Origin of the sequence: Pseudomonas sp. W3I7, assembly GCF_030816095.1 — a bacterium.
GTDB classification, from domain to species: domain Bacteria; phylum Pseudomonadota; class Gammaproteobacteria; order Pseudomonadales; family Pseudomonadaceae; genus Aquipseudomonas; species Aquipseudomonas salomonii.
In genome coordinates this window covers 4,544,665-4,563,419 of the sequence record NZ_JAUSXP010000001.1, presented here as the reverse complement: position 1 = coordinate 4,563,419, position 18,755 = coordinate 4,544,665, and the positions used below count along the sequence as shown (strand labels likewise).

Genomic DNA, 18,755 nt, shown 5'->3' with positions numbered 1-18,755 from the left:
AAAATGTTGGCAACACGACGTCAGTGGATATGTCGGCTGTAATGCTTTAGGTTCAAGCCTGGGACGATCAGCACACTGACCACCAGGCCACAGCAGGTCGAGGGGTGGCGGGCTGAAGATAGGGCAATAAGAGCACTGTGGTGTCAGCTGGCACGAATCACATGCTTGATCTCCTGAAACGCCGCCAACCCCCACGGCCCCAGTTCGCGGCCGATACTGCTCTGCTTGTAGCCGCCCCATGCCGTCTGCGGGAAGATCACCTGCGGTGCGTTGATCCACACCAGGCCCGCCTGCAAGGCATTGGCCACGCGTTCGGCGGTGTCGATGTGGGCGCTCACCACACTGGCGACCAGGCCGAAGTCGCTGTCGTTGGCCAGGGCGATGGCCTCGGCCTCCGTGGCAAAACGTCGTACGCACAGCACCGGACCAAAGATCTCTTCGTTCCACAAGGCGCTGTCCAGCGGCACGTCGGTAAACACCGTCGGGCGAATGAAAAAACCTTTTTCCAGGCCCTCCGGGCGAGCGCCGCCACACAGCAACCGCGCGCCCTCATCGATGCCGCGCTGAATATGCCCCAGCACCCGCTGATACTGCGCACGGTTGATCAGCGCGCCCATCTCCACATCCTCGGCAAACGGGTCCGCCACGCGAATCCCTTCCGCCCGTGCCTGCAAACGCTGCAGGAATTCATCCGCGAGGTTGTCGGCCACTAACACGCGACTGGTGGCCGAACAGATCTGCCCCGCGTTGAAAAAGCCACCGCCACAGGCCAGTTCCACCGCCAGGTCGAGGTCTGCATCGGCCAGCACCAGCAACGAGGATTTGCCGCCCAGTTCCAGGCTCACCCCCTTGATGGTTTCGGCGGCGCGCTGCATCACCTGCACGCCCACCGCATTGCTGCCGGTAAAGGAAATTTTCGCCACGCGACGGTCCGCCGCCAGCGGTGCACCCACCGCCAGCCCCGTGCCACACACCAGGTTAAACACTCCTGCCGGGAAGCCGGCCTCGGCAATAATCCGCGCCAATTGCAACTCCGCCAGGGGCGTGACTTCCGACGGCTTAAGCACCACGCAGCAACCGGCCGCCAACGCGGGGGCAAGCTTCCAGGCGGTGGTCACCATCGGGAAGTTCCACGGCACGATCAAGCCCACCACACCGCAGGGTTCGCGGCGCAGGCGTGCGCTGAAATCGTCGCTGGGCAAGACCACCGGGCTGTCTTGTCCTGCGTCCATCGCATCGCAAATACCCGCGTAGTATGCGAAGGTGGCGATCACGTCATCCACATCGATCCCCGCTTCAAACAGCGGTTTGCCGTTGTTGCTCGACTGCAACTGCATCAGCGGTTCACGCTGCTCGTTCACCCCTTGAGCGACCTTGCGCAACAGGGCGCCGCGATCACGGCCACTGCTGTTCGACCAGTCGACAAAAGCCGCGCTGGCCGCGTCGATCGCAAGCTCTACCGCTGAGGCATCGCCCACGCTGACATGGGCCAAGGTCGCTTCGGTGGCCGGGTTGATCACCTCCAGCACTTCATGGCCCGCGCGCCATTGGCCATTGATAAACACGCCGTTCAAAACTGTGCTCATACCGTCACCTCCTGCATCCAAAGCCCTTGGTTGATTTCAATCAGTGTCGGCCCCTGGCGATCTGCGGCGGCGCGCAACGCGCTGCGCAAAGGCTCGAGGCCCTGGATACTTTCCGCTGCGCAACCCAAAGCCTTGGCGACGCCGATAAAGTCCGGGGTGTAGATGTCCACACCGACCGGCTCGATGGCGCGGTTGAGCATGTATTTCTTGATCTCTTCATAGCCCTGGTTATTCCACAGCAGCACGATGACCGGCACCTGCGCTTCCACCGCGCTGGCCAGTTCCGGCAGGGAAAATTGCAGGCCGCCGTCGCCGATCAGGCACACCACCGGCTGGCCGTCACCTCGGCCCAGCCAGGCACCGATGGCGGCGGGCAGGGCGTAACCCAAGGTGCCGTAGCCGGTGGACGAGTTGAACCAGCGGCGTGGGTGGTCAAGGTTCAGGGTCAGGTTGCCGCTGTACACCGGCTGGGTGGAGTCGCCCACCAGCACGGCGTTGGGCAGCGCTTGCAACACGGTGTTGAGGAACAGGGTTTGCGCGCGGGTGGCCGCGTCCCAGCTGGGCGTCAGGTCGGCCCACAAGCGGGCTGCACGTCGGCTGCCCCAATTGCTGTCGCGTGCAGGCAGCGGCGCTTTGTTCAATTCGGCGAGCAAGGCTTCGGCGGCAATCTGCGCATCGGCCACCAGCGCCACATGCGGCGGGTAATTGCGTACGGTCTGGTCGGCGTCGATGTCGACCCGCAGCAGTGCGCCGGGGATCTCGAAGCCACCGGCGAAGGTCACGTCGTAGTCGGTTTCCGCCAGTTCTGTGCCGATGGCCAGCACCACGTCGGCTTCAGCGACCAGCGCACGGGTGGCGACCAGGGTTTGCGTCGAGCCGATCAGCAGCGGGTGCGTCGATGGCAACAGGCCTTTGGCATTGATGGTCAGTGCCACCGGCGCGCCGAGGGTTTCCGCCAGGCGCGTCAGCTCTGGCGCGGCATCGATGGCACCGCCACCGGCCAGAATCAGCGGGCGCTTGGCCGCGGCGAGCAACTGGCTCATGTGCTTGACCGCCGACGGCGCTGCGCCTGCGCGGGCGACGCGGACCGGCAGGCTGGCGAGCAATGCATCGGCGTTCTCCACCAGCACATCCAGCGGGATCTCGATATGCACCGGGCGTGGTCGCCCCGCCTGGAATAACGCAAACGCCCGCGCCAGCACGCCAGGCAACTCTGCCGCCGACATCAAGGTATGGGAGAACGCCGCCACGCCGGCGATCATCGCGCTCTGGTTCGGCAGCTCATGCAATTTGCCGCGCCCGCCGCCCAATTGGCTGCGCGACTGCACGCTGGAAATCACCAGCATCGGGATCGAGTCGGCATAGGCCTGGCCCATGGCGGTGGTGATATTGGTCATGCCCGGGCCGGTGATGATGAAGCACACGCCAGGTTTGCCGCGGGTGCGCGCATACCCGTCGGCCATGAACCCGGCGCCCTGTTCGTGGCGGGGTGTGACGTGGCGGATGCCGGAGCGCGCCAGGCCGCGATACAACTCAACGGTGTGCACGCCGGGAATGCCGAACACCTGGTCCACGCCGTAGCTCTCCAGGAGGTTGACCAATACTTCGCCGCAGGTCGCCATACGTGTCGCTCTTGTTATGGATTCGAGGCGCTATTGGAGCGGCTGGCCCATAGCGGCAACAATCGATAAAAAGTCATACTAGCCATGTTCCCACGTCATGGCTTATCCCGATGAAACGCCTTCCACCCCTGCCCGCGCTGCACACGTTTTGGGTCACCGCCCAGTGCTGCAATTTCACCCGCGCCGCCGAACAACTGCACATCACCCAAGGCGCGGTGAGCCGTCAGATTGCCGGGTTGGAAAGCCATCTGGGTTACACCCTGTTTCAGCGCCAGGCACGCGGCTTGAGCCTGACCGAAGAAGGCCGCGAATGGTCGCTGCGTGCGCAGCAGGTATTCGGCCTGATCGGTGATGCGGTGGAGCAGATCGGCAGCCGCCGCGCGACCCTGCAACTCAAGGCCTCCACCTGTGTGATGCGCTGGCTGCTGCCGCGCCTGATGCAGTGGCAAAAGGAGCGCCCGGATGTGCCAGTGGAGCTGACTACCACCGTGGCCTACACCGTGGACTTTCGCCGTGAGCAATTTGACGCGGCGGTGATCTATGCGCCCATCGCCGAGCAGTCGGCCGAGGCACGGCACCTGTTCGATGAGCAACTCACGCCCGTCTGCGCACCGGCGTTGCTCGGCGGTCTGCACATCCCGGCAGATCTGCAACAACAGGTGCTGCTGCACCCCACGCGGGACGAGCGGGATTGGGCGTTGTGGTTAAAGGCGACGAATACGCGGCTGAGCAACCTTGCCCAGGGGCATCATTTCGAGACGCTGGACCTGGCCATGACGGTAGCGTCCCAAGGCTCGGGCGTGGCGATTGGCGACAGTGCGCTGATTGGCGAGGATGTGAAAGCCGGGCGGCTGGCGACGCCGTTTGAACTGCGGGTGCCGACGGGGATGGGTTATTACCTGGTGTACCCGCCGGGGACTGAGCCTTCGGCTGGGCTGCAAGCGTTAATGGCGTGGCTGGTGAGCGAGGCACACCAGTCCTCACACTGAAGATCAAATGTGGGAGCGGGCTTGCTCGCGAATTCGGTGTGTCAGTCAGAGATGTTCTAACTGAACCACCGTATTCGCGAGCAAGCCCGCTCCCACAGTTTTGACCGCGCCGGGTCAGTAACCGACGGTGAAGCGTTGGCGCGAGTGCTTCGGTGTTTCCACTTCGTCGATCAGGGCGATGGCAAAGTCAGCAAAACTGATCCAGCTACGGCCTTCGGCGCTCACCAGCAGATCATCGTGGCCCAGACGGAATTTGCCGGTGCGCTCGGTTTCAACAAACTCTGCCGACGGTGACAGGAAGGTCCAATCCAGTTCTTTTTCCTGACGCAGCACGTCGAGAAACTCGGCACCGGCGCTGGCTTCGGCTTTGTATTCGGCCGGGAAACCCTCGCTGTCGATCACTCGACCGCCACCTGGCAACAACAACGAACCCGCACCGCCCACCACCAGCAGGCGTTTCACACCGGCTTTTTTCACCGGGCCGATCACGGCGCTGGCGGGCAGGGTGGCGAAGTGCGCCGCACTGATCACCACGTCGTGGCCGCTGACCGCTTGCTGCAAGGCAGGCGCATCCAGGGCGTCGACTTTTTTAACGCTAAGGCCTGGGCGTACAGCCAGCTTGTCGGTGTTACGCGCAATGGCCGTAACGGTATGCCCACGACGCAGCGCTTCTTCCAGCAGTTGGCTACCGGCACGGCCGGTGGCACCAATGATTGCAATCTTGCTCATGACGTTCTCCAGTACGTTAGGGTTTAAAAACCATTCACCACTTCATTTCGCCCTTGGCGACTTTGGCACCCAGTTCCAGGCTGCTTTCATCTTTAAGGTTGGGGTAACGCTTTTTCATCGCCGCGATCAGTGCAGCCGAGTCCTTGGCCTTGGCGGTCTCGCTATCGAAGGCCTTGATGTAGTCGGCGGTGAAGGCCACGGACTTAAGCGTAGGGTTGCCCAGGTAATGGCCTGGAATCACGGTATTGGGTTTCAGCTGTTCAATACGTTGCAGCGTCGTCAGCCAGTCTTTGTGTGACTGCGCGCTCTGGGTGTCGGCCATCCACAGGTGGATGTTTTCAGCGACCACTACACCGCCGACCACGGCTTTGATCGATGGAATCCACACGAAGCTGCGATCCGGCTGCGGGCCGTTGAGGCCGATGACCTCCAACTGCTGGCCTTCCAAGCTCAGGCTATGGCCTTCGAGTACTTGCGGCACGATGATTTTGGCGGGTTTGTCGGCGCCCATTTTCGGCCCCCAGAATTCCAGCTTGCCGGCCATGGTGGCCTTTATATGATCGACCACAGGTTGCGGTGCCACTACCTTGGCGTCGGGGAACGCAGCGCTCAGGGTGTCGAGGCCAAAGTAGTAGTCCGGATCACCATGGCTGATGTAGATAGTGGTCAGGTGTTTGCCGCTGGCACGAATCTTTTGTACAAGCTCCTCTGCTTGGCCCTTACCGAATTGTGCGTCCACCAAAATTGCGTCTTTCGCACCGCTTACCAGCACTGAGCTGACCGGGAAGATCGCGGCTTCGCCTGGGTTGTAGGCCTCCAGCTTCAGGTCGGCAGCCGCAGCATGGGCAGCGAACGCCAGAGCGGCCGAAGCCAGGGCAAATCGTTTGAGTACCGAGATCATGTGCAGCTCCAGCAACAGGTAAGTGATGCACAGAGCTTAGTTGCACCAAACACAACAAAAAATGCGATGCTTGGACATAGTTTGTTTCTAAAAGCGTGCAAATCATGGATCGTCTTCAAGCAATGCGGGTGTTTGTCACGGTAGTTGACCTGGGCAGCCAGTCCGCCGCCGCTGATCAGTTGGACCTGTCGCGGCCGGTGGTCTCGCGCTATCTCGCTGAACTTGAGGATTGGGTCGGAGCGCGCCTGATGCATCGCACCACGCGCAAGCTCAGCCTTACCGCCGCCGGCAGTGAAACGCTGCCGCGCTGTCGGCAAATGCTCGAGCTGTGCGATGACATGCAGGCGGCCGTCAGTGAGCCGGATGAAGCGCCGCGCGGCCAGTTGCGCCTGAGTGTCAGCAGCTCATTCGGCCAGGCGCAGTTGGCGGAGGCCGTGGCCGAATTCGTCAAACGCTTCCCGTTGGTCAGCATCGACCTGCAGATGCTCGACCGCACAGTGAACCTGGTGGATGAGCGCATCGATCTGGCCATCCGCACCAGCTTTGAACTGGACCCCAACCTGATCGCACGCAAGCTCACGCTGTGCCGTTCGGTGATCTGCGCGTCACCGGCGTACCTGCTGGAACACCCGCAGCCTCGGCAAGTCCACGACTTGGCCGAGCACAACTGCCTGACCCACTCCTATTTCGGCAAAAGCCTGTGGCACTTCACCGAGAACGGCGAGCCGGTGTCGGTGGCGGTGCAGGGCAATATCACCGCCAACGAGGCCACCACACTGTTGCGGGTGACGCTGGCGGGCGCGGGTGTGGCGCGTTTGCCCAGTTATCAGGCGGGGGACTACATCCGCAGTGGCGAATTGACCCGGCTGCTGCCCGAAGCCGAGCCGCAGCAAATGAACGTCTACGCCGTGTATGCCTCGCGTAAACACATGCCGTTGGCGCTGCGCAGCCTGCTGGATTTTCTGGTGCTGCGGTTCCCGGAAGAACCGGTGTGGGATATCGGCCTCTAGAGCCGACATAAAGATGTTGAATGACGCCCAATAATGGCAACTCGCCCTGATTGACCTATGCTTTAAACAGCACCGAGTCGATCTATTCAGAGGTGTGCCATGACCCTAAAAATTAGAAAGTACCTGATGATTTTCATCCTGTCCGCGCTGGCCACCGCGCTGTACGGCACGGCCGCCTACCGGGTTGAACAGACCCGCATGCAGCCGACCTTCGCGATCAGCTGCCATCAGGATCTGTGTGTGCCGCGTACCGGCAGTTTCAGCGCGCTCAGGTAGGCTGCTCAGCCTTAAGTTGCTCGCGAAACGCCTTGGGCGAAAACCCCACCCGGCGGCGGAACAGCCGGGAGAAGTTGGTCGGGTCGGAAAACCCCAACACCTCCGACATCTCATTGATGGTCATGCTGGTATAGGTCAGCAGGCGCTTGGCCTCCAGCAACTGGCGGTCATGCATGATCTGCAAGGCAGGTTGCCCACCCAATTCCCGACACGTGCCGTTCAGGTGTGAGACCGAGATACCCAGCTTGTGGGCCAAGTCTTCAATCTTCGGGTGTTCGCGGTAATGCTGCTCGACCAACTGCGTGAAGCGCCGGAAATATTCACGCCCGCGCGGCGCGCGCGGATGGCGGCGCTGGATCGCCTGGCGGCTGATCCACACCAGCAGCACGCTGACCAGGGCGTGCATCATCATGTCGCGGGCCGGTTGTTCATCGGCGTATTCGTCCTGCAGGCGCGCGAACAGGCTGTTGAGGTAGTCGCTGTCCTTGCCGGCCGGGTAGTTGCCCAGGGCTTGCAAACCGTCCACCGTCGCGCCCAACTGGGTCTGCAAATGGCTGACCAGCGGCGCGGCCAGCGTCACGATAAAACCTTCCACATCTTCAGAAAACCGAAACCCGTGCACACACAAAGGCGGCAGCACCTGCAAGGTGGCTTCGCTGAGTGTGGTGCGCTGGCCTTCGATTTCCAGTTGCGCCTGGCCCTTGTGTACGTACAGCAACTGGCACAGATCCGCGTGCCGGTGGGGTTGGATTTCCCACTGGTATTCCCGGCTCCGTCGGGAAATGGTTTCACAGTGCAACAAATCCGGGGTCGGCCATTGCTGGCTTTCTCCGTAAAGCTTGAAGACCGGAATCGCGGTACTGGCAGTTTTGGTCATGGTTTCAATCCGATACTCAGGATAGTGGTGCGGTAATCGCCCCAATTGGCAAAAAGCGCAGGCTTTGTCTCAGTTTTCACCTTCTTATGGCGGCCACTCAAGTGAAAAATGATCAGCAACAAGATGAATGACAACTCTTTCACCCTATCCGTTCGGGTGAAGCTTGCGGGCCATAAAAATAATGAAAACGCTAAAAACCCAAGTCGCCATTATTGGCGCCGGTCCTTCCGGATTGCTGCTCGGCCAACTGCTGCATAACGCTGGCATCCAGACCTTGATTCTAGAGCGCCAGCGCGCCGACTACGTGCAAGGCCGCATCCGCGCCGGGGTGCTGGAGCAAGGCATGGTCGACCTGCTGCGCGAGGCGGGCGTGAGCCGACGCATGGACGCCGAAGGCCTGGTGCATGACGGCTTTGAGTTGGCGCTCGATGGCCAACTGACCCACATCGACCTCAAGGGCTTGACCGGCGGCCAGTCGGTGATGATCTACGGCCAGACCGAGGTCACCCGCGACTTGATGGCCGCCCGCGAGGCTGCCGGCGCCGTCACGCTGTACGAAGCACACGACGTGCAGCCCCATGACCTTAAAACGGATCGGCCCTGGCTCACCTTCGAACATGCCGGCGAAACCTTTCGCCTGGACTGCGACTACATCGCCGGGTGCGACGGTTTCCACGGGGTGGCGCGCCAGTCGATTCCGCCTGAGGCGTTACAGGTGTTCGAGCGGGTCTATCCGTTCGGCTGGCTGGGCATCCTCGCCGATACGCCGCCGGTGCATGATGAACTGGTGTATGCCAAACATCCGCGTGGTTTCGCGTTGTGCAGCATGCGTTCGCCGACGCGCAGCCGTTATTACCTGCAGGTACCGGTCGATGAGCCGCTGGATGATTGGTCGGATGAGCGTTTCTGGGCCGAGCTCAAAACCCGCCTGCCCAGCCAGTTGGCCGAGCAACTGGTGACCGGGCCGTCGATCGAGAAAAGCATCGCGCCGCTACGCAGCTTTGTGGTGGAGCCGATGCAGTACGGGCGCCTGTTCCTGCTCGGTGACGCCGCGCATATCGTGCCGCCCACCGGTGCCAAAGGCTTGAACCTGGCGGCCAGTGATGTGAGCACGCTGTTTCGGATCATGCTCAAGGTGTACCGCGAGGGCCGCGTGGACCTGCTGGAAAAATATTCGGCCATCTGCCTGCGCCGGGTGTGGAAAGCCGAGCGGTTCTCCTGGTGGATGACCTCGATGTTGCACCAGTTCCCGCAAGCCGACGGCTTCAGCCAGCGCATTGCGCAGAGCGAGCTGGAGTATTTCATCCACTCACAGGCGGGGCGCCAGACCATCGCAGAAAATTACGTCGGGCTTCCTTACGAAGCTATCGAGTAGCCTGCTATCGTATCCGGCATTCCCGCAGGCCCTTCCTTGCCTGCGGGCCTTGCTCGAAGGTTCTGCCGTGACTCGCCTCAACCAACCCGCTCAGCCTGCTCAGCCCACTCAACCCGCTCCCGCCGTTCGCAGTGTGCTCGCCGCCTTGATGCTGGCAATCTTTCTGGGCGCGCTGGACCAGACCATTGTCGCCGTGTCGATGCCGGCGATTTCCGCGCAGTTTCATGATGTAAACCTGCTGGCCTGGGTGATCTCCGGCTACATGGTGGCGATGACCGTGGCCGTGCCGATCTACGGCAAGCTCGGCGACTTGTATGGGCGTCGGCCGATGATGTTGATCGGCATGGGTGTGTTCACCCTGGCCTCGCTGTTCTGCGGCATGGCGCAAAGCATGGAGCAGTTGGTGCTGGCGCGGATTCTCCAGGGCATCGGTGCCGGCGGGATGATCTCGGTCAGCCAGGCGATCATTGGCGACATCATCGCGCCCCGTGAGCGTGGGCGTTACCAGGGCTATTTCAGCAGCATGTACGCGGTGGCCAGTGTGGCCGGGCCGGTGCTGGGCGGGTACATGACCGAGTACCTGTCGTGGCGCTGGGTGTTTTTGATCAACCTGCCGCTGGGTGCCGGCGCCTGGTACGTGGCGCACCGCACACTGGTGGGCCTGCCGGTGCCGCAGCGCAAGCCGATCATCGATTACCTCGGCACGGTGCTGATGATCATCGGCCTGACCGCCTTGTTGCTGGGCATCACCGAAATCGGCCAGGGCCATCATTGGCGTGACGAGCAAGTGCTGGGGCTGTTGGCCTGCGCGCTGGTGGCCTTGACGGCGTTCGTGTGGCACGAACGTCGGGCGCGCGAGCCGTTGTTGCCGATGCACCTGTTCGCCAACCGCAGCGCGGTGCTGTGCTGGTGCACGATTTTCTTCACCAGCTTCCAGGCGATTTCCCTGACGGTGTTGATGCCGTTGCGTTATCAGACGGTGACCGGCTCGGGTGCCGACAGCGCCGCCTTGCACTTGCTGCCGTTGGCCATGGGCTTGCCGATGGGCGCTTATTTCGCCGGGCGCATGACCTCGGTGACCGGGCGTTATAAACCGATGATCCTCACCGGCGCATGTTTGAGCCCCTTGGCGATTCTTGGCATGGCCTACAGCGCGCCGCAGGCGGTGGCGCTCACGGCGGTGTTTATGCTGCTGTGCGGGATTGCGGCGGGCATGCAGTTTCCGACGTCCCTGGTGGGCACGCAGAACTCGGTGGAGCAGCGCGACATTGGCGTGGCCACCAGCACCACTAACCTGTTCCGTTCGTTGGGCGGGGCGGTTGGTGTGGCGTGCATGTCGGCGCTGCTGCTGGCGTTGTTGCAGGATTCCAGCTTTGCGCATTTGGCCAGTGGCGCGCTGGGGGCTGAAGGCAGTTCCGGCAACGTGTTGCTCGACGGCCTGAACGCCGCGCCGGGGCCTGCGCAGGATGCCTTGCGCGGGGAACTGGCGGTGACATTCCGGCATTTGCTGATGGTGAGTGCGGCAGTGTCGTTGCTGGGGTTGGCAGCGGCGATCGCGATGCCTGATCGTGTGCTGCGTGGTCGTGAAGACAAAGCACGTTAACTGACACAATGATGATCAAACTGTGGGAGCTGGCTTGCCTGCGATAGCGGTGTGTCAGTTTCATATAAGCAAGCTGACCCACCGTTATCGCAGGCAAGCCAGCTCCCACAATGGATGGCATTCCTACTCAGATCAGGGGCTGTAGTACCCCACCGCTACCATGAAATGCCCGGCCTTGCGCACGTACGCATGCTTGTTCTCAACCTTGTCGGTCACCGGGTTCTTCCAGCGGTACTTGTATTCCCCCTGATCCTGCTCGGCCATCAGTTTAAGAATCGGCTCGCCCACCGGCTTGCCATCCGGGTCCTTGATCTTGCGAAAGTCGGTATTGACCAGTCGCAGGTTGGTGCCGTGCGCCACATAGCGCCCGGTGTTCAGGTCGACCACAAATACATACAGATCATCCTGCAGAAAGCCGCCCTGCAATGAATTGATCGCCTTGAGCGTGCCGGCTTCGTCCTTGTTCAGTGCATTCACTGCCTTGTTGCGTAACGCCCGGGCCTGTTCCGGAGTGGCCCGTGGCAGGTAGTAACCCACCGCCAGAATGCGCTCACCCACGCGCTGATAAAACACATGCTTGTGCTCAACCTTGCCGTCGTTCCAGTTCTGCCAGCGATAGTCGGCTTGTTGGATGCCCTGGCCTTCGGGCACGGCCAGCGCCTGTTTAAATGAGGCTTGCAGGTCTGGCCCGAGCACTTCGGACACATCGCGGCCGATCAAGGCAGAGGAGGGCCCGCCGCTGGCCAAGAGCACTCCCTTGGTATCAACCACGAACACATAGCGGTCATGGTCGATAAACTCGCCTTGGCGACTGAACGCGGCGAACGCCTTGTCGCCGTTGCTTTGAAAGTAGGTGACGGCCTTTTCCAGCAACGCCTTGGCGGCCTGGGCGTCCTCTTCCTGAGTGGCCGCGTGTACCTGACTGAAACCCAACAGCAGCAGCCAGGTGAGTCGCAAGAGTCCCTTCATTATCCATCCCTCATGATTGTTGATGTGACCACAGCGTAGACGGCTCCGGCTCAAGGCGCCGCCAGCCATTGATTGACGATGCCGTCATACACCCCGGTGGCCATGCTCAGGTGCAACCACTGGTCGACGTAGCTTTTCCACGCCACATCGTCGCGGGGCAGCAAAAAGGCTTTTTCGCTGTATTGCATCTGCCGCTCGGGGTTGACCGCACACAGCCCCGGCTTCTGTTTTTGCTGGAAGCGCGCTTCGCTCGCGTCGGTGATCATCACGTCGGCCTTGCCCGCCAGCAGTTCGTCGAAAATGGTCACGTTGTCGTGCAGGCGAATTTGCGCCTTGGCCAGGTGGGCGCGGGCAAACACCTCGTTGGTGCCGCCCGCCGGCTCGATCACCCGCACCTGCGGCTGGTTGATCTGCTCAACGCTCTGGTAGCGCTGGACATCGGCGCAACGCACCAGCGGGATCTTGCCATCGACGCCGAGGGGCTGGCTGAAGAAGGCTTTTTTCTGGCGTTCCAACGACACCGAAATACCGCCCACCGCGATGTCGCAGCGCTGGGCGAGGAAATCGGGCATCAGGGTTTTCCAGGTGGTGGGCACCCACTGGATGGTGGCGTTGAGGCTCTTGGCCAGGGACTCGGCCATGGCGATATCAATGCCTTCGTAGCGCCCATCGGCACGCAACGACGTGTAGGGCTTGTAGTCGCCGGTGGTGCAGACGCTGAGGGTGCCGGTTTGCAGCACCTCGTCCAGGCGTGAATCGGCCAGGGCGTGGGTGGCCACGCTTGCCAGTAAACAGAAGGCCAGGGGAGCTTTCATGCGGTCGAATCCTTGGGGCATGCTCGGGTCGCCATTATTTCCAGCTATACGCGGGGATGACAATTGTTTAGCCAGGCCGCAACCAAACTCCGTCAACCCGCAATTGAACAACATTTGTACGCGTGTGACGCTGCCGGGCATCTACCTCACTGTGACTCTCCCATGGACGGCTCTCCCGACACTCACCTCGCGACACTGCCGTCCGCGCTGGCCTTCTGGGCCTTGTTCCACTGCCGACATGCGCGCCCACCGGATACCTTGCTCTTACGTTGATCTGCCCCATGGATGACGCGCACCTGTGCGCATCTGCCCGGCGGCGCCTGTGCGCCTGCCTGACGCAAACGTATGAGAGTTCCCATGAGTGTTTTTGCCAGCCTGCAAGAAGCCCGGTCTTTTCTTGAACAGCACCCGGACATCGAAATGTTCGAGCTGTTTATCCTCGATAACAACGGCGTACCGCGCGGCAAGTTGCTGCACCGCGATGAGCTGTTGGCGGTGTATGAAAGTGGCCGCCCGTTGCCCAGCACTATCCTGGGCCTGACGATTAATGGCGACGACGTGGAAAACTCCGGGCTGGTGTGGGAAGTCGGCGATATCGACTGTCGCGCCTACCCGGTCAGCGGCAGCTTGCAGCGCATGCCGTGGCGCCTGATCCCGACAGCCGCCGTGCAAGTCAGCATGCACCCCACCGAAGGCTTGCCGGCCACCGTGGCTGACCCTCGGCATGTGTTGGCCAAGGTTATCGACGGGCTCAAGGCCGACGGTTATTACCCGGTGATGGCGGCGGAGTTGGAGTTTTACCTGCTCGACCAGAAACCCGACAGCAACGGCCGACCGCAACCGGCACGGGATGTTGACGGCAATCGCCCGCGCTCGACCCAGGTGTACGGCCTGCGTGAGCTGGAGCAGATCGAGCCGTTCCTGGCCGACCTCTACAGCGCCTGCAAGCTGCAAGGCATTCCGGCGCGCACGGCGATTTCCGAATACGCGCCGGGCCAGGTGGAAATCACCCTGGAACATCGCGCGGATGCGTTGCAAGCCATGGACGAAGCGGTGCGCTACAAGCGCCTGGTCAAGGGCGTGGCGCATAAACACGGGATGACCGCCTGCTTTATGGCCAAGCCATTCGATGACTTGGCGGGCACCGGCATGCACATGCATGTGAGCCTGGCGGATGCCCAGGGCAATAACCTGTTTGCCAGTGAGGCCGCCGATGGCACGCCGCTGCTGCGCCAGGCGGTGGGCGGCATGCTCAGCACTTTGCTCGATTCGCTGCTGATGTTTTGCCCGAATGCCAACTCCTACCGGCGTTTCCAGACCAACAGCTATGCGCCGTTGGCGGCCACCTGGGGCGTGGATAACCGCACCGTCAGCTTGCGCGTACCGGGCGGGCCGGCTCATTCGCGGCATATCGAACACCGGATTTGCGGAGCCGACGCCAACCCATACCTGGCGGCTGCTGCCATCCTGGCGGGTATTCACCGAGGCATTCGCGAACAGCGCGACCCCGGCGCGCCGGTGGAAGGCAACGGGTACGCCCAGGCCAATGCATTGCTGCCCACCGACTGGCTGACCACCTTGCGTGCGCTGGAGGGTTCAAGCTGGGCGCGGGAAGCGTTTGGCAGTGAGTTCCTCGGCGTCTATTTGGCGGTGAAACGTGAGGAATATCGCCAGTTCATGGGGGAGGTGGGCGAGCAAGATTGGCGCTGGTACCTGCATCAGGCGTGATCCGCTGGCAGCAGATTTGGATACACCGAAGCGCTGCTTTTCTGTGGGAGCTGGCTTGCCTGCGAAGGCATCAACTCGGTGTACCTGATACACCGAGGTGTCTGCATCGCAGGCAAGCCAGCTCTCACAGTCGATCGCCGGTGTTCTATAGCCGTCACGGTTTCAACCTTTTTTTCACGTTGCAGTGGTTAAGCTGCGGATCAAGGTCGTTCACCACCGTTCCACCCACATGAGCCCGCGATGTCGCCACAACCACCATCCTCTATCGAGATTGAATTCGCCGAACGCTGTGACCGCGAGCATGCCCAGGTCTGCGGCGACACGCGTCCGCCCGCGCTGCTCAAGCGTCTGGCGGCCTGGCGTGATGAACGGTTGGTGCGCCAGGCATTGAAAGTGGCGGGCGAGCCTGGGTTGATCCTGGACTTGGCGTGTGGCTCGGGCCGGTTCTGGCCGGTGTTGGCCGAACACGTCAACCGGGTGATCCTGGCCTCGGACAATTCCCAGGCCATGCTCGACCACGCGCGCACCCATCACCCGGCGGCGCTGCTCAAGCGGGTCAAGACGTTCCAGGGCTCGGCGTTTTCCATCGGCCTGTCGGCCAACGCGGTGGACTGCATTTTCTGCCTGGAACTGTTTCGTCATGTGCCCAGCAGCGACGTGCGAATAGCGCTGTTGCGCGAATTCCACCGTGTCAGCCGCGATACAGTGATTGTCTCAGTGAACTCGCGCACGCCGGTGGAGGACGAATTCCGCCAGGCCGGGTTCAAAGTCCTTCATCACCAGGAGTTCCTGCCGGGCTCCAAGTTGTGGCGTGTCTATGTTTTGCGTAAGAGGGGATAACTCCCGCCTGTCGGACTATTCTCCATCTCTAGTCAGAGTTTTCATGATGGTGTGTGCACTGCGGATGCTCGCAAGTCCCTTTCGCGATATATACTGCGCGCCATTCTTCAAGGGAGAGCCGTGTGGCCATCGATATTCACTGGATCTGCGACAACGATAGCCTCGGCCAGCATTGCGCCGAATGGCAGCAGTTGCCATTCGTCGCCCTCGACACCGAATTCATGCGGGTCGACACCTTTTATCCCATTGCCGGGCTGATCCAGATCGGTGATGGCGTTCGCGCTTACCTGATCGACCCCCTGACCATCGACAACTGGCAACCCTTGGCCGCCTTGCTGGAGAACCCGGCGGTGATCAAGGTGGTGCATGCCTGCAGCGAAGACCTGGAAGTGCTGCTGCGCCTGACCGGCAGCCTGCCAGTGCCGTTGTTCGACACTCAATTGGCGGCGGCTTACCTGAACCTCGGTTTCTCCATGGGCTACTCGCGCCTGGTGCAGGCCGTGCTGGATATCGAACTGCCCAAGGGCGAAACCCGCTCGGACTGGCTGCAGCGACCATTGTCCGAGACGCAGGTGAGCTATGCCGCCGAAGACGCGGTGCACCTGGCCGAGGTCTATGTGCGCTTGCGCCCGCAGCTGTCGGATGACAAATACGCCTGGGTACTGGAAGACGGCGCCGAGCTGGTGGCCAACCTGCGCCGCGAAGTCGACCCGTATGAGGTGTACCGCGACGCCAAGCTGGCGTGGAAACTCTCGCGTGCCCAGCTCGCGGTATTGCGCGAACTGTGCGCCTGGCGCGAACAGCAGGCCCGCGCCCGAGACCTGCCGCGCAACCGCATCATTCGTGAGCACTCGTTGTGGCCCCTGGCCAAGTCTCAGCCGGATAACCTCGCCGCGTTGGGCAAGATCGAAGACATGCACCCGCGCACCGTGCGTCAGGATGGCCAGTTCCTGCTGGACCTGATCAAACGCGCCGCCAGCGTGTCGATGGACCAGTGGCCGCCCGCCGTGGCCGAACCGTTGCCGGTGGATGCCGCTGCGCTGATCAAGCAACTGCGCGCCCTGGGCCAGGCCGAGGCCGAGCGCCTGGAGATGGCGCCGGAACTGATGCTGCGCAAGAAAACCCTCGAAGCCCTGGTTAAAAGTGGCTACCCCGATGGGCCTTATACATTGCCAGACTCGCTGCGTGGCTGGCGCCGCGAGTTGATGGGCCAGGCGCTGCTCGACAGCCTGGCCACTGCCGGAGAACAGCCTTGAAACGTATTTGCTCCATCTATCGCAGCTTGAAAAAAGACGGGATGTACCTCTACGTGCTCAAAAGCGATGCGCTGGAGCGCGTGCCGGAGCCGTTGATGGCCGCCTTCGGCAAGGCCCATCTCGCGTTCGAGATGATACTGACGCCCGAGCGCAAGCTGTCGCGCGAGGACATCACCGTGGTCCTGGAAAACCTCGACAAACAGGGCTACCACCTGCAAATGCCGCCGGCCGAGGATGAGTACATCGAGCACTTGCCCGAAGAGCTGCTGCGCCGCAACGACCCGATGTAACCGTTCAGTGCCCTGTTCAGGGCACATTCTTTTATGGACTCGTATTCGATTGGCGGTGGCCGTAAGGAAGCGGGCGGCCGTCTGCACTGTTTTTGAAAGGTTTGAACCATGCGTGTTCTGATTGCTGAACAGGATCACCCGCTCTACGCCCAATTGCTGAGCGAAGCGGCCCCGGACGTTGAGGTGTTGACCAGCGGCGACTCGGCCCAATTGTCGCGCCTGGCCGCCGATTGCCCGGTTTGGCTGGGCCAGCCGGACCTGCTCGCCACCTTGCTGCGCCAGGGCCATAAGCCGCAATGGCTGCAATCGACCTGGGCGGGGATCACGCCGCTGCTGGCCGATGGCTTGCCGCGCGACTATCGCCTGACCCGCGCGGTCGGCATCTTTGGCCAAGTCATGGCCGAGTTTGTGCTCACCTATATGCTCGGGCATGAGCGCGAAGTGCTGGCGCGGCTGGTCAGCCAGGTCGAGCGCAAGTGGGACAACCGCATGGGCCAGAGCCTGTCGGGGCGCAAGGTACTGGTGGTTGGCACCGGCGATATCGGCCAGAGCGTGGCTGATTTTTTGCTGCCGTTTGGCGTCAAGCTCTACGGGATTGCCAGCAGCGCGCGGGAACAGGCCCCGTTTATCGAAGTGGCCGGGCTGGACCAACTCAGCCGGCTGGTGGGCGAGGTGGACTACGTGATCAACCTGCTGCCGAACACGCCTGACACCCATGATTTGTACGATGCGGCGCTGTTCAAGCAATTCAAGCCGACCGGGTTGTTTATCAACGTCGGGCGCGGCGTGGCGGTGGTCGATGCCGATTTGGTCGAGGCGCTCAAAGAAGGGCACTTGGCCGGCGCGGTGATCGACGTGTGCCGTCAGGAGCCTTTGCCGCAACGCCACCCGTTCTGGACCGCCTGGGGCTTGCTGCTGACCGGGCACAGTTCCGCGCCGACGTCGCCGGGGATGATGGTGGAGTTGTTTGTGCAGAATCTAAGGGCTTATCAGGCCAAGGAAGCGTTGCGCGGGGAAGTCAGCTTCGAAAGGGGCTATTGACCCAACACAAGGCTAATGTGGGAGTTGGGCTTATGTGGGAGCTGGCTTGCCTGCGATAGCATCACCTCGGTCTACCTGAATCACCGAGGTGCCCGCATCGCAGGCAAGCCAGCTCCCACACAAGCCAGCTCACACATTGGGTTCTGTGTACGGCTTACAGGCTGAAATCACCCTCCGACACCAGCTCGCTCAGCGGCCGACGCGGGCTTGGGGCTTCACGACCTTGCAGGTACTCCGGCAAGCTCGACTTGTCCCCCAGCTTGCCCACGGCCACAGCCGCGTGCAGCGCGTAACCTTCTGGAATCTTCAGCTCCTTGCGGGTCAGCTCCTGATCGAAACCGGCCATGCCGTGGGTATGCCAGCCGCTGAGGCTGGCTTGCAGCGCCAGGTGGCCCCAGGCCGAACCGGTGTCGAAGGTGTGCCACAGCGCCGGGGTTTCTTCAGTAGCGCCGGGGGCGATAAAGTCGGTTTTCGAGGCGATGATCACCAGGGCTGACGCGTGTTGCGCCCAACCACGGTTGAATTCATTGAGCAAACCCAGGAAACGCTCCCAGTTTGGCGTGTCGCGGCGTGCGTAGAGAAAGCGCCATGGCTGCGAGTTGTAGGCCGACGGCGCCCAGCGAGCGGCTTCGAAGAAGCTCAGTAACGTCTCTTGCGCAATGCTTTCGCCGGTAAAGGCACGGGGCGACCAGCGCTCGGTGAATTGGGTGTGGATCGGGTAATCGGCAACGCGTGTCATGGGCAGTTCCTGATCGTCAATTCGGCCTTCAAAGCTACTGCGCGCCCACTGGACTGACAAGTGTTGTTGCACCGCCAGTCGTAAGCGCTTGGCCCCGGGAGCCTTGGGC

18 protein-coding genes are annotated in these 18,755 nt (G+C 61.9%); 10 read left to right on the top strand and 8 right to left on the bottom strand.

What is annotated here, in order from left to right:
• Positions 1–143: 143 nt before the first annotated feature.
• Both QF043_RS21035 and QF043_RS21030 read right to left on the bottom strand, forming a co-directional pair.
• Complete coding sequence (locus QF043_RS21035; protein ID WP_307420043.1) at positions 144–1,586, bottom strand: aldehyde dehydrogenase family protein; 1,443 nt, start codon at positions 1,584–1,586, stop codon at positions 144–146.
• Positions 1,583–3,208, bottom strand: a complete 1,626-nt coding sequence (locus QF043_RS21030; RefSeq protein WP_307420042.1) for a 5-guanidino-2-oxopentanoate decarboxylase — start codon at positions 3,206–3,208, stop codon at positions 1,583–1,585. The genes QF043_RS21035 and QF043_RS21030 overlap by 4 nt, the downstream gene beginning before the upstream one ends.
• Before the next feature lie 110 nt (positions 3,209–3,318).
• Between QF043_RS21030 and QF043_RS21025 the strand changes: the two genes are divergently transcribed.
• Positions 3,319–4,197, top strand: a complete 879-nt coding sequence (locus tag QF043_RS21025) for a LysR substrate-binding domain-containing protein (RefSeq protein ID WP_307420041.1) — start codon at positions 3,319–3,321, stop codon at positions 4,195–4,197.
• 114 nt (positions 4,198–4,311) lie between these two features.
• On the opposite strand, the gene QF043_RS21020 is transcribed toward QF043_RS21025, so the two are convergent.
• Both QF043_RS21020 and QF043_RS21015 read right to left on the bottom strand, forming a co-directional pair.
• Positions 4,312–4,926 carry an NAD(P)-dependent oxidoreductase gene (locus QF043_RS21020; RefSeq protein WP_307420040.1) on the bottom strand — a complete coding sequence of 205 codons (615 nt, stop codon included), beginning with the start codon at positions 4,924–4,926 and terminating at the stop codon, positions 4,312–4,314.
• Between the two features lie 34 nt (positions 4,927–4,960).
• The gene (locus tag QF043_RS21015) at positions 4,961–5,827 is read right to left on the bottom strand and encodes an MBL fold metallo-hydrolase (protein WP_307420039.1); all 867 of its coding nucleotides are present in this window, start codon (positions 5,825–5,827) and stop codon (positions 4,961–4,963) included.
• 104 nt (positions 5,828–5,931) lie between these two features.
• Here QF043_RS21015 and QF043_RS21010 point away from each other — a divergent pair, with 104 nt between their 5' ends.
• Positions 5,932–6,837 carry a LysR family transcriptional regulator gene (locus tag QF043_RS21010; RefSeq protein WP_307420038.1) on the top strand — a complete coding sequence of 302 codons (906 nt, stop codon included), beginning with the start codon at positions 5,932–5,934 and terminating at the stop codon, positions 6,835–6,837.
• Positions 6,838–6,936: 99 nt separating this feature from the next.
• Positions 6,937–7,113, top strand: coding sequence for a hypothetical protein (locus QF043_RS21005; protein ID WP_167353682.1), 177 nt, complete (start codon positions 6,937–6,939; stop codon positions 7,111–7,113).
• Here the strand turns inward: QF043_RS21005 and QF043_RS21000 are convergent.
• Complete coding sequence (locus tag QF043_RS21000; RefSeq protein WP_307420037.1) at positions 7,106–7,990, bottom strand: helix-turn-helix domain-containing protein; 885 nt, start codon at positions 7,988–7,990, stop codon at positions 7,106–7,108. The two genes, QF043_RS21005 and QF043_RS21000, sit on opposite strands and share 8 nt — an antisense overlap.
• 181 nt (positions 7,991–8,171) lie before the next feature.
• On the opposite strand from QF043_RS21000, the gene pobA reads away from it, so the two are divergent.
• Positions 8,172–9,365, top strand: a complete 1,194-nt coding sequence (pobA, locus tag QF043_RS20995) for a 4-hydroxybenzoate 3-monooxygenase (RefSeq protein WP_307420036.1) — start codon at positions 8,172–8,174, stop codon at positions 9,363–9,365.
• 67 nt (positions 9,366–9,432) lie between these two features.
• A complete protein-coding gene (locus QF043_RS20990) occupies positions 9,433–10,968 on the top strand; it encodes an MDR family MFS transporter (RefSeq protein ID WP_307420035.1) in 1,536 nt (511 codons plus the stop codon).
• 132 nt (positions 10,969–11,100) lie between these two features.
• Here QF043_RS20990 and QF043_RS20985 read toward each other — a convergent pair whose 3' ends face one another.
• Both QF043_RS20985 and QF043_RS20980 read right to left on the bottom strand, forming a co-directional pair.
• Complete coding sequence (locus tag QF043_RS20985) at positions 11,101–11,937, bottom strand: cache domain-containing protein (RefSeq protein ID WP_307420034.1); 837 nt, start codon at positions 11,935–11,937, stop codon at positions 11,101–11,103.
• Between the two features lie 50 nt (positions 11,938–11,987).
• A complete protein-coding gene (locus QF043_RS20980; RefSeq protein WP_065929149.1) occupies positions 11,988–12,752 on the bottom strand; it encodes a transporter substrate-binding domain-containing protein in 765 nt (254 codons plus the stop codon).
• A 357-nt stretch (positions 12,753–13,109) separates the two neighbouring features.
• On the opposite strand from QF043_RS20980, the gene QF043_RS20975 reads away from it, so the two are divergent.
• From QF043_RS20975 to QF043_RS20955, 5 genes are all read left to right on the top strand, one after another.
• Positions 13,110–14,480 carry a glutamine synthetase family protein gene (locus QF043_RS20975; protein ID WP_307420033.1) on the top strand — a complete coding sequence of 457 codons (1,371 nt, stop codon included), beginning with the start codon at positions 13,110–13,112 and terminating at the stop codon, positions 14,478–14,480.
• Positions 14,481–14,720: 240 nt separating this feature from the next.
• Positions 14,721–15,320, top strand: coding sequence for a class I SAM-dependent methyltransferase (locus QF043_RS20970; RefSeq protein WP_056857318.1), 600 nt, complete (start codon positions 14,721–14,723; stop codon positions 15,318–15,320).
• Positions 15,321–15,442: 122 nt separating this feature from the next.
• Positions 15,443–16,576: a ribonuclease D gene (gene rnd, locus QF043_RS20965; protein WP_056857317.1), complete on the top strand. Its 1,134-nt coding sequence runs from the start codon at positions 15,443–15,445 to the stop codon at positions 16,574–16,576.
• The gene (locus tag QF043_RS20960) at positions 16,573–16,866 is read left to right on the top strand and encodes a YcgL domain-containing protein (RefSeq protein WP_056857316.1); all 294 of its coding nucleotides are present in this window, start codon (positions 16,573–16,575) and stop codon (positions 16,864–16,866) included. Before rnd ends, QF043_RS20960 begins: the two co-directional genes overlap by 4 nt.
• A 108-nt stretch (positions 16,867–16,974) precedes the next feature.
• Complete coding sequence (locus QF043_RS20955; RefSeq protein WP_307420032.1) at positions 16,975–17,907, top strand: D-2-hydroxyacid dehydrogenase; 933 nt, start codon at positions 16,975–16,977, stop codon at positions 17,905–17,907.
• 154 nt (positions 17,908–18,061) lie between these two features.
• Here QF043_RS20955 and QF043_RS20950 read toward each other — a convergent pair whose 3' ends face one another.
• Positions 18,062–18,646, bottom strand: coding sequence for a nitroreductase family protein (locus QF043_RS20950; RefSeq protein ID WP_305458592.1), 585 nt, complete (start codon positions 18,644–18,646; stop codon positions 18,062–18,064).
• Positions 18,647–18,755: the final 109 nt, after the last annotated feature.

What these genes read in the sequence shown, in the direction of transcription:
- QF043_RS21035 (WP_307420043.1), bottom strand. Translation starts at nt 1,586, where the DNA reads ATGAGCACAGTTTTGAACGGCGTGTTTATCAATGGCCAATGGCGCGCG.
- QF043_RS21030 (WP_307420042.1), bottom strand. Translation starts at nt 3,208, where the DNA reads ATGGCGACCTGCGGCGAAGTATTGGTCAACCTCCTGGAGAGCTACGGC.
- QF043_RS21025 (WP_307420041.1), top strand. Translation starts at nt 3,319, where the DNA reads ATGAAACGCCTTCCACCCCTGCCCGCGCTGCACACGTTTTGGGTCACC.
- QF043_RS21020 (WP_307420040.1), bottom strand. Translation starts at nt 4,926, where the DNA reads ATGAGCAAGATTGCAATCATTGGTGCCACCGGCCGTGCCGGTAGCCAA.
- QF043_RS21015 (WP_307420039.1), bottom strand. Translation starts at nt 5,827, where the DNA reads ATGATCTCGGTACTCAAACGATTTGCCCTGGCTTCGGCCGCTCTGGCG.
- QF043_RS21010 (WP_307420038.1), top strand. Translation starts at nt 5,932, where the DNA reads ATGGATCGTCTTCAAGCAATGCGGGTGTTTGTCACGGTAGTTGACCTG.
- QF043_RS21005 (WP_167353682.1), top strand. Translation starts at nt 6,937, where the DNA reads ATGACCCTAAAAATTAGAAAGTACCTGATGATTTTCATCCTGTCCGCG.
- QF043_RS21000 (WP_307420037.1), bottom strand. Translation starts at nt 7,990, where the DNA reads ATGACCAAAACTGCCAGTACCGCGATTCCGGTCTTCAAGCTTTACGGA.
- pobA (WP_307420036.1), top strand. Translation starts at nt 8,172, where the DNA reads ATGAAAACGCTAAAAACCCAAGTCGCCATTATTGGCGCCGGTCCTTCC.
- QF043_RS20985 (WP_307420034.1), bottom strand. Translation starts at nt 11,937, where the DNA reads ATGAAGGGACTCTTGCGACTCACCTGGCTGCTGCTGTTGGGTTTCAGT.
- QF043_RS20980 (WP_065929149.1), bottom strand. Translation starts at nt 12,752, where the DNA reads ATGAAAGCTCCCCTGGCCTTCTGTTTACTGGCAAGCGTGGCCACCCAC.
- QF043_RS20975 (WP_307420033.1), top strand. Translation starts at nt 13,110, where the DNA reads ATGAGTGTTTTTGCCAGCCTGCAAGAAGCCCGGTCTTTTCTTGAACAG.
- QF043_RS20970 (WP_056857318.1), top strand. Translation starts at nt 14,721, where the DNA reads ATGTCGCCACAACCACCATCCTCTATCGAGATTGAATTCGCCGAACGC.
- QF043_RS20955 (WP_307420032.1), top strand. Translation starts at nt 16,975, where the DNA reads ATGCGTGTTCTGATTGCTGAACAGGATCACCCGCTCTACGCCCAATTG.
- QF043_RS20950 (WP_305458592.1), bottom strand. Translation starts at nt 18,646, where the DNA reads ATGACACGCGTTGCCGATTACCCGATCCACACCCAATTCACCGAGCGC.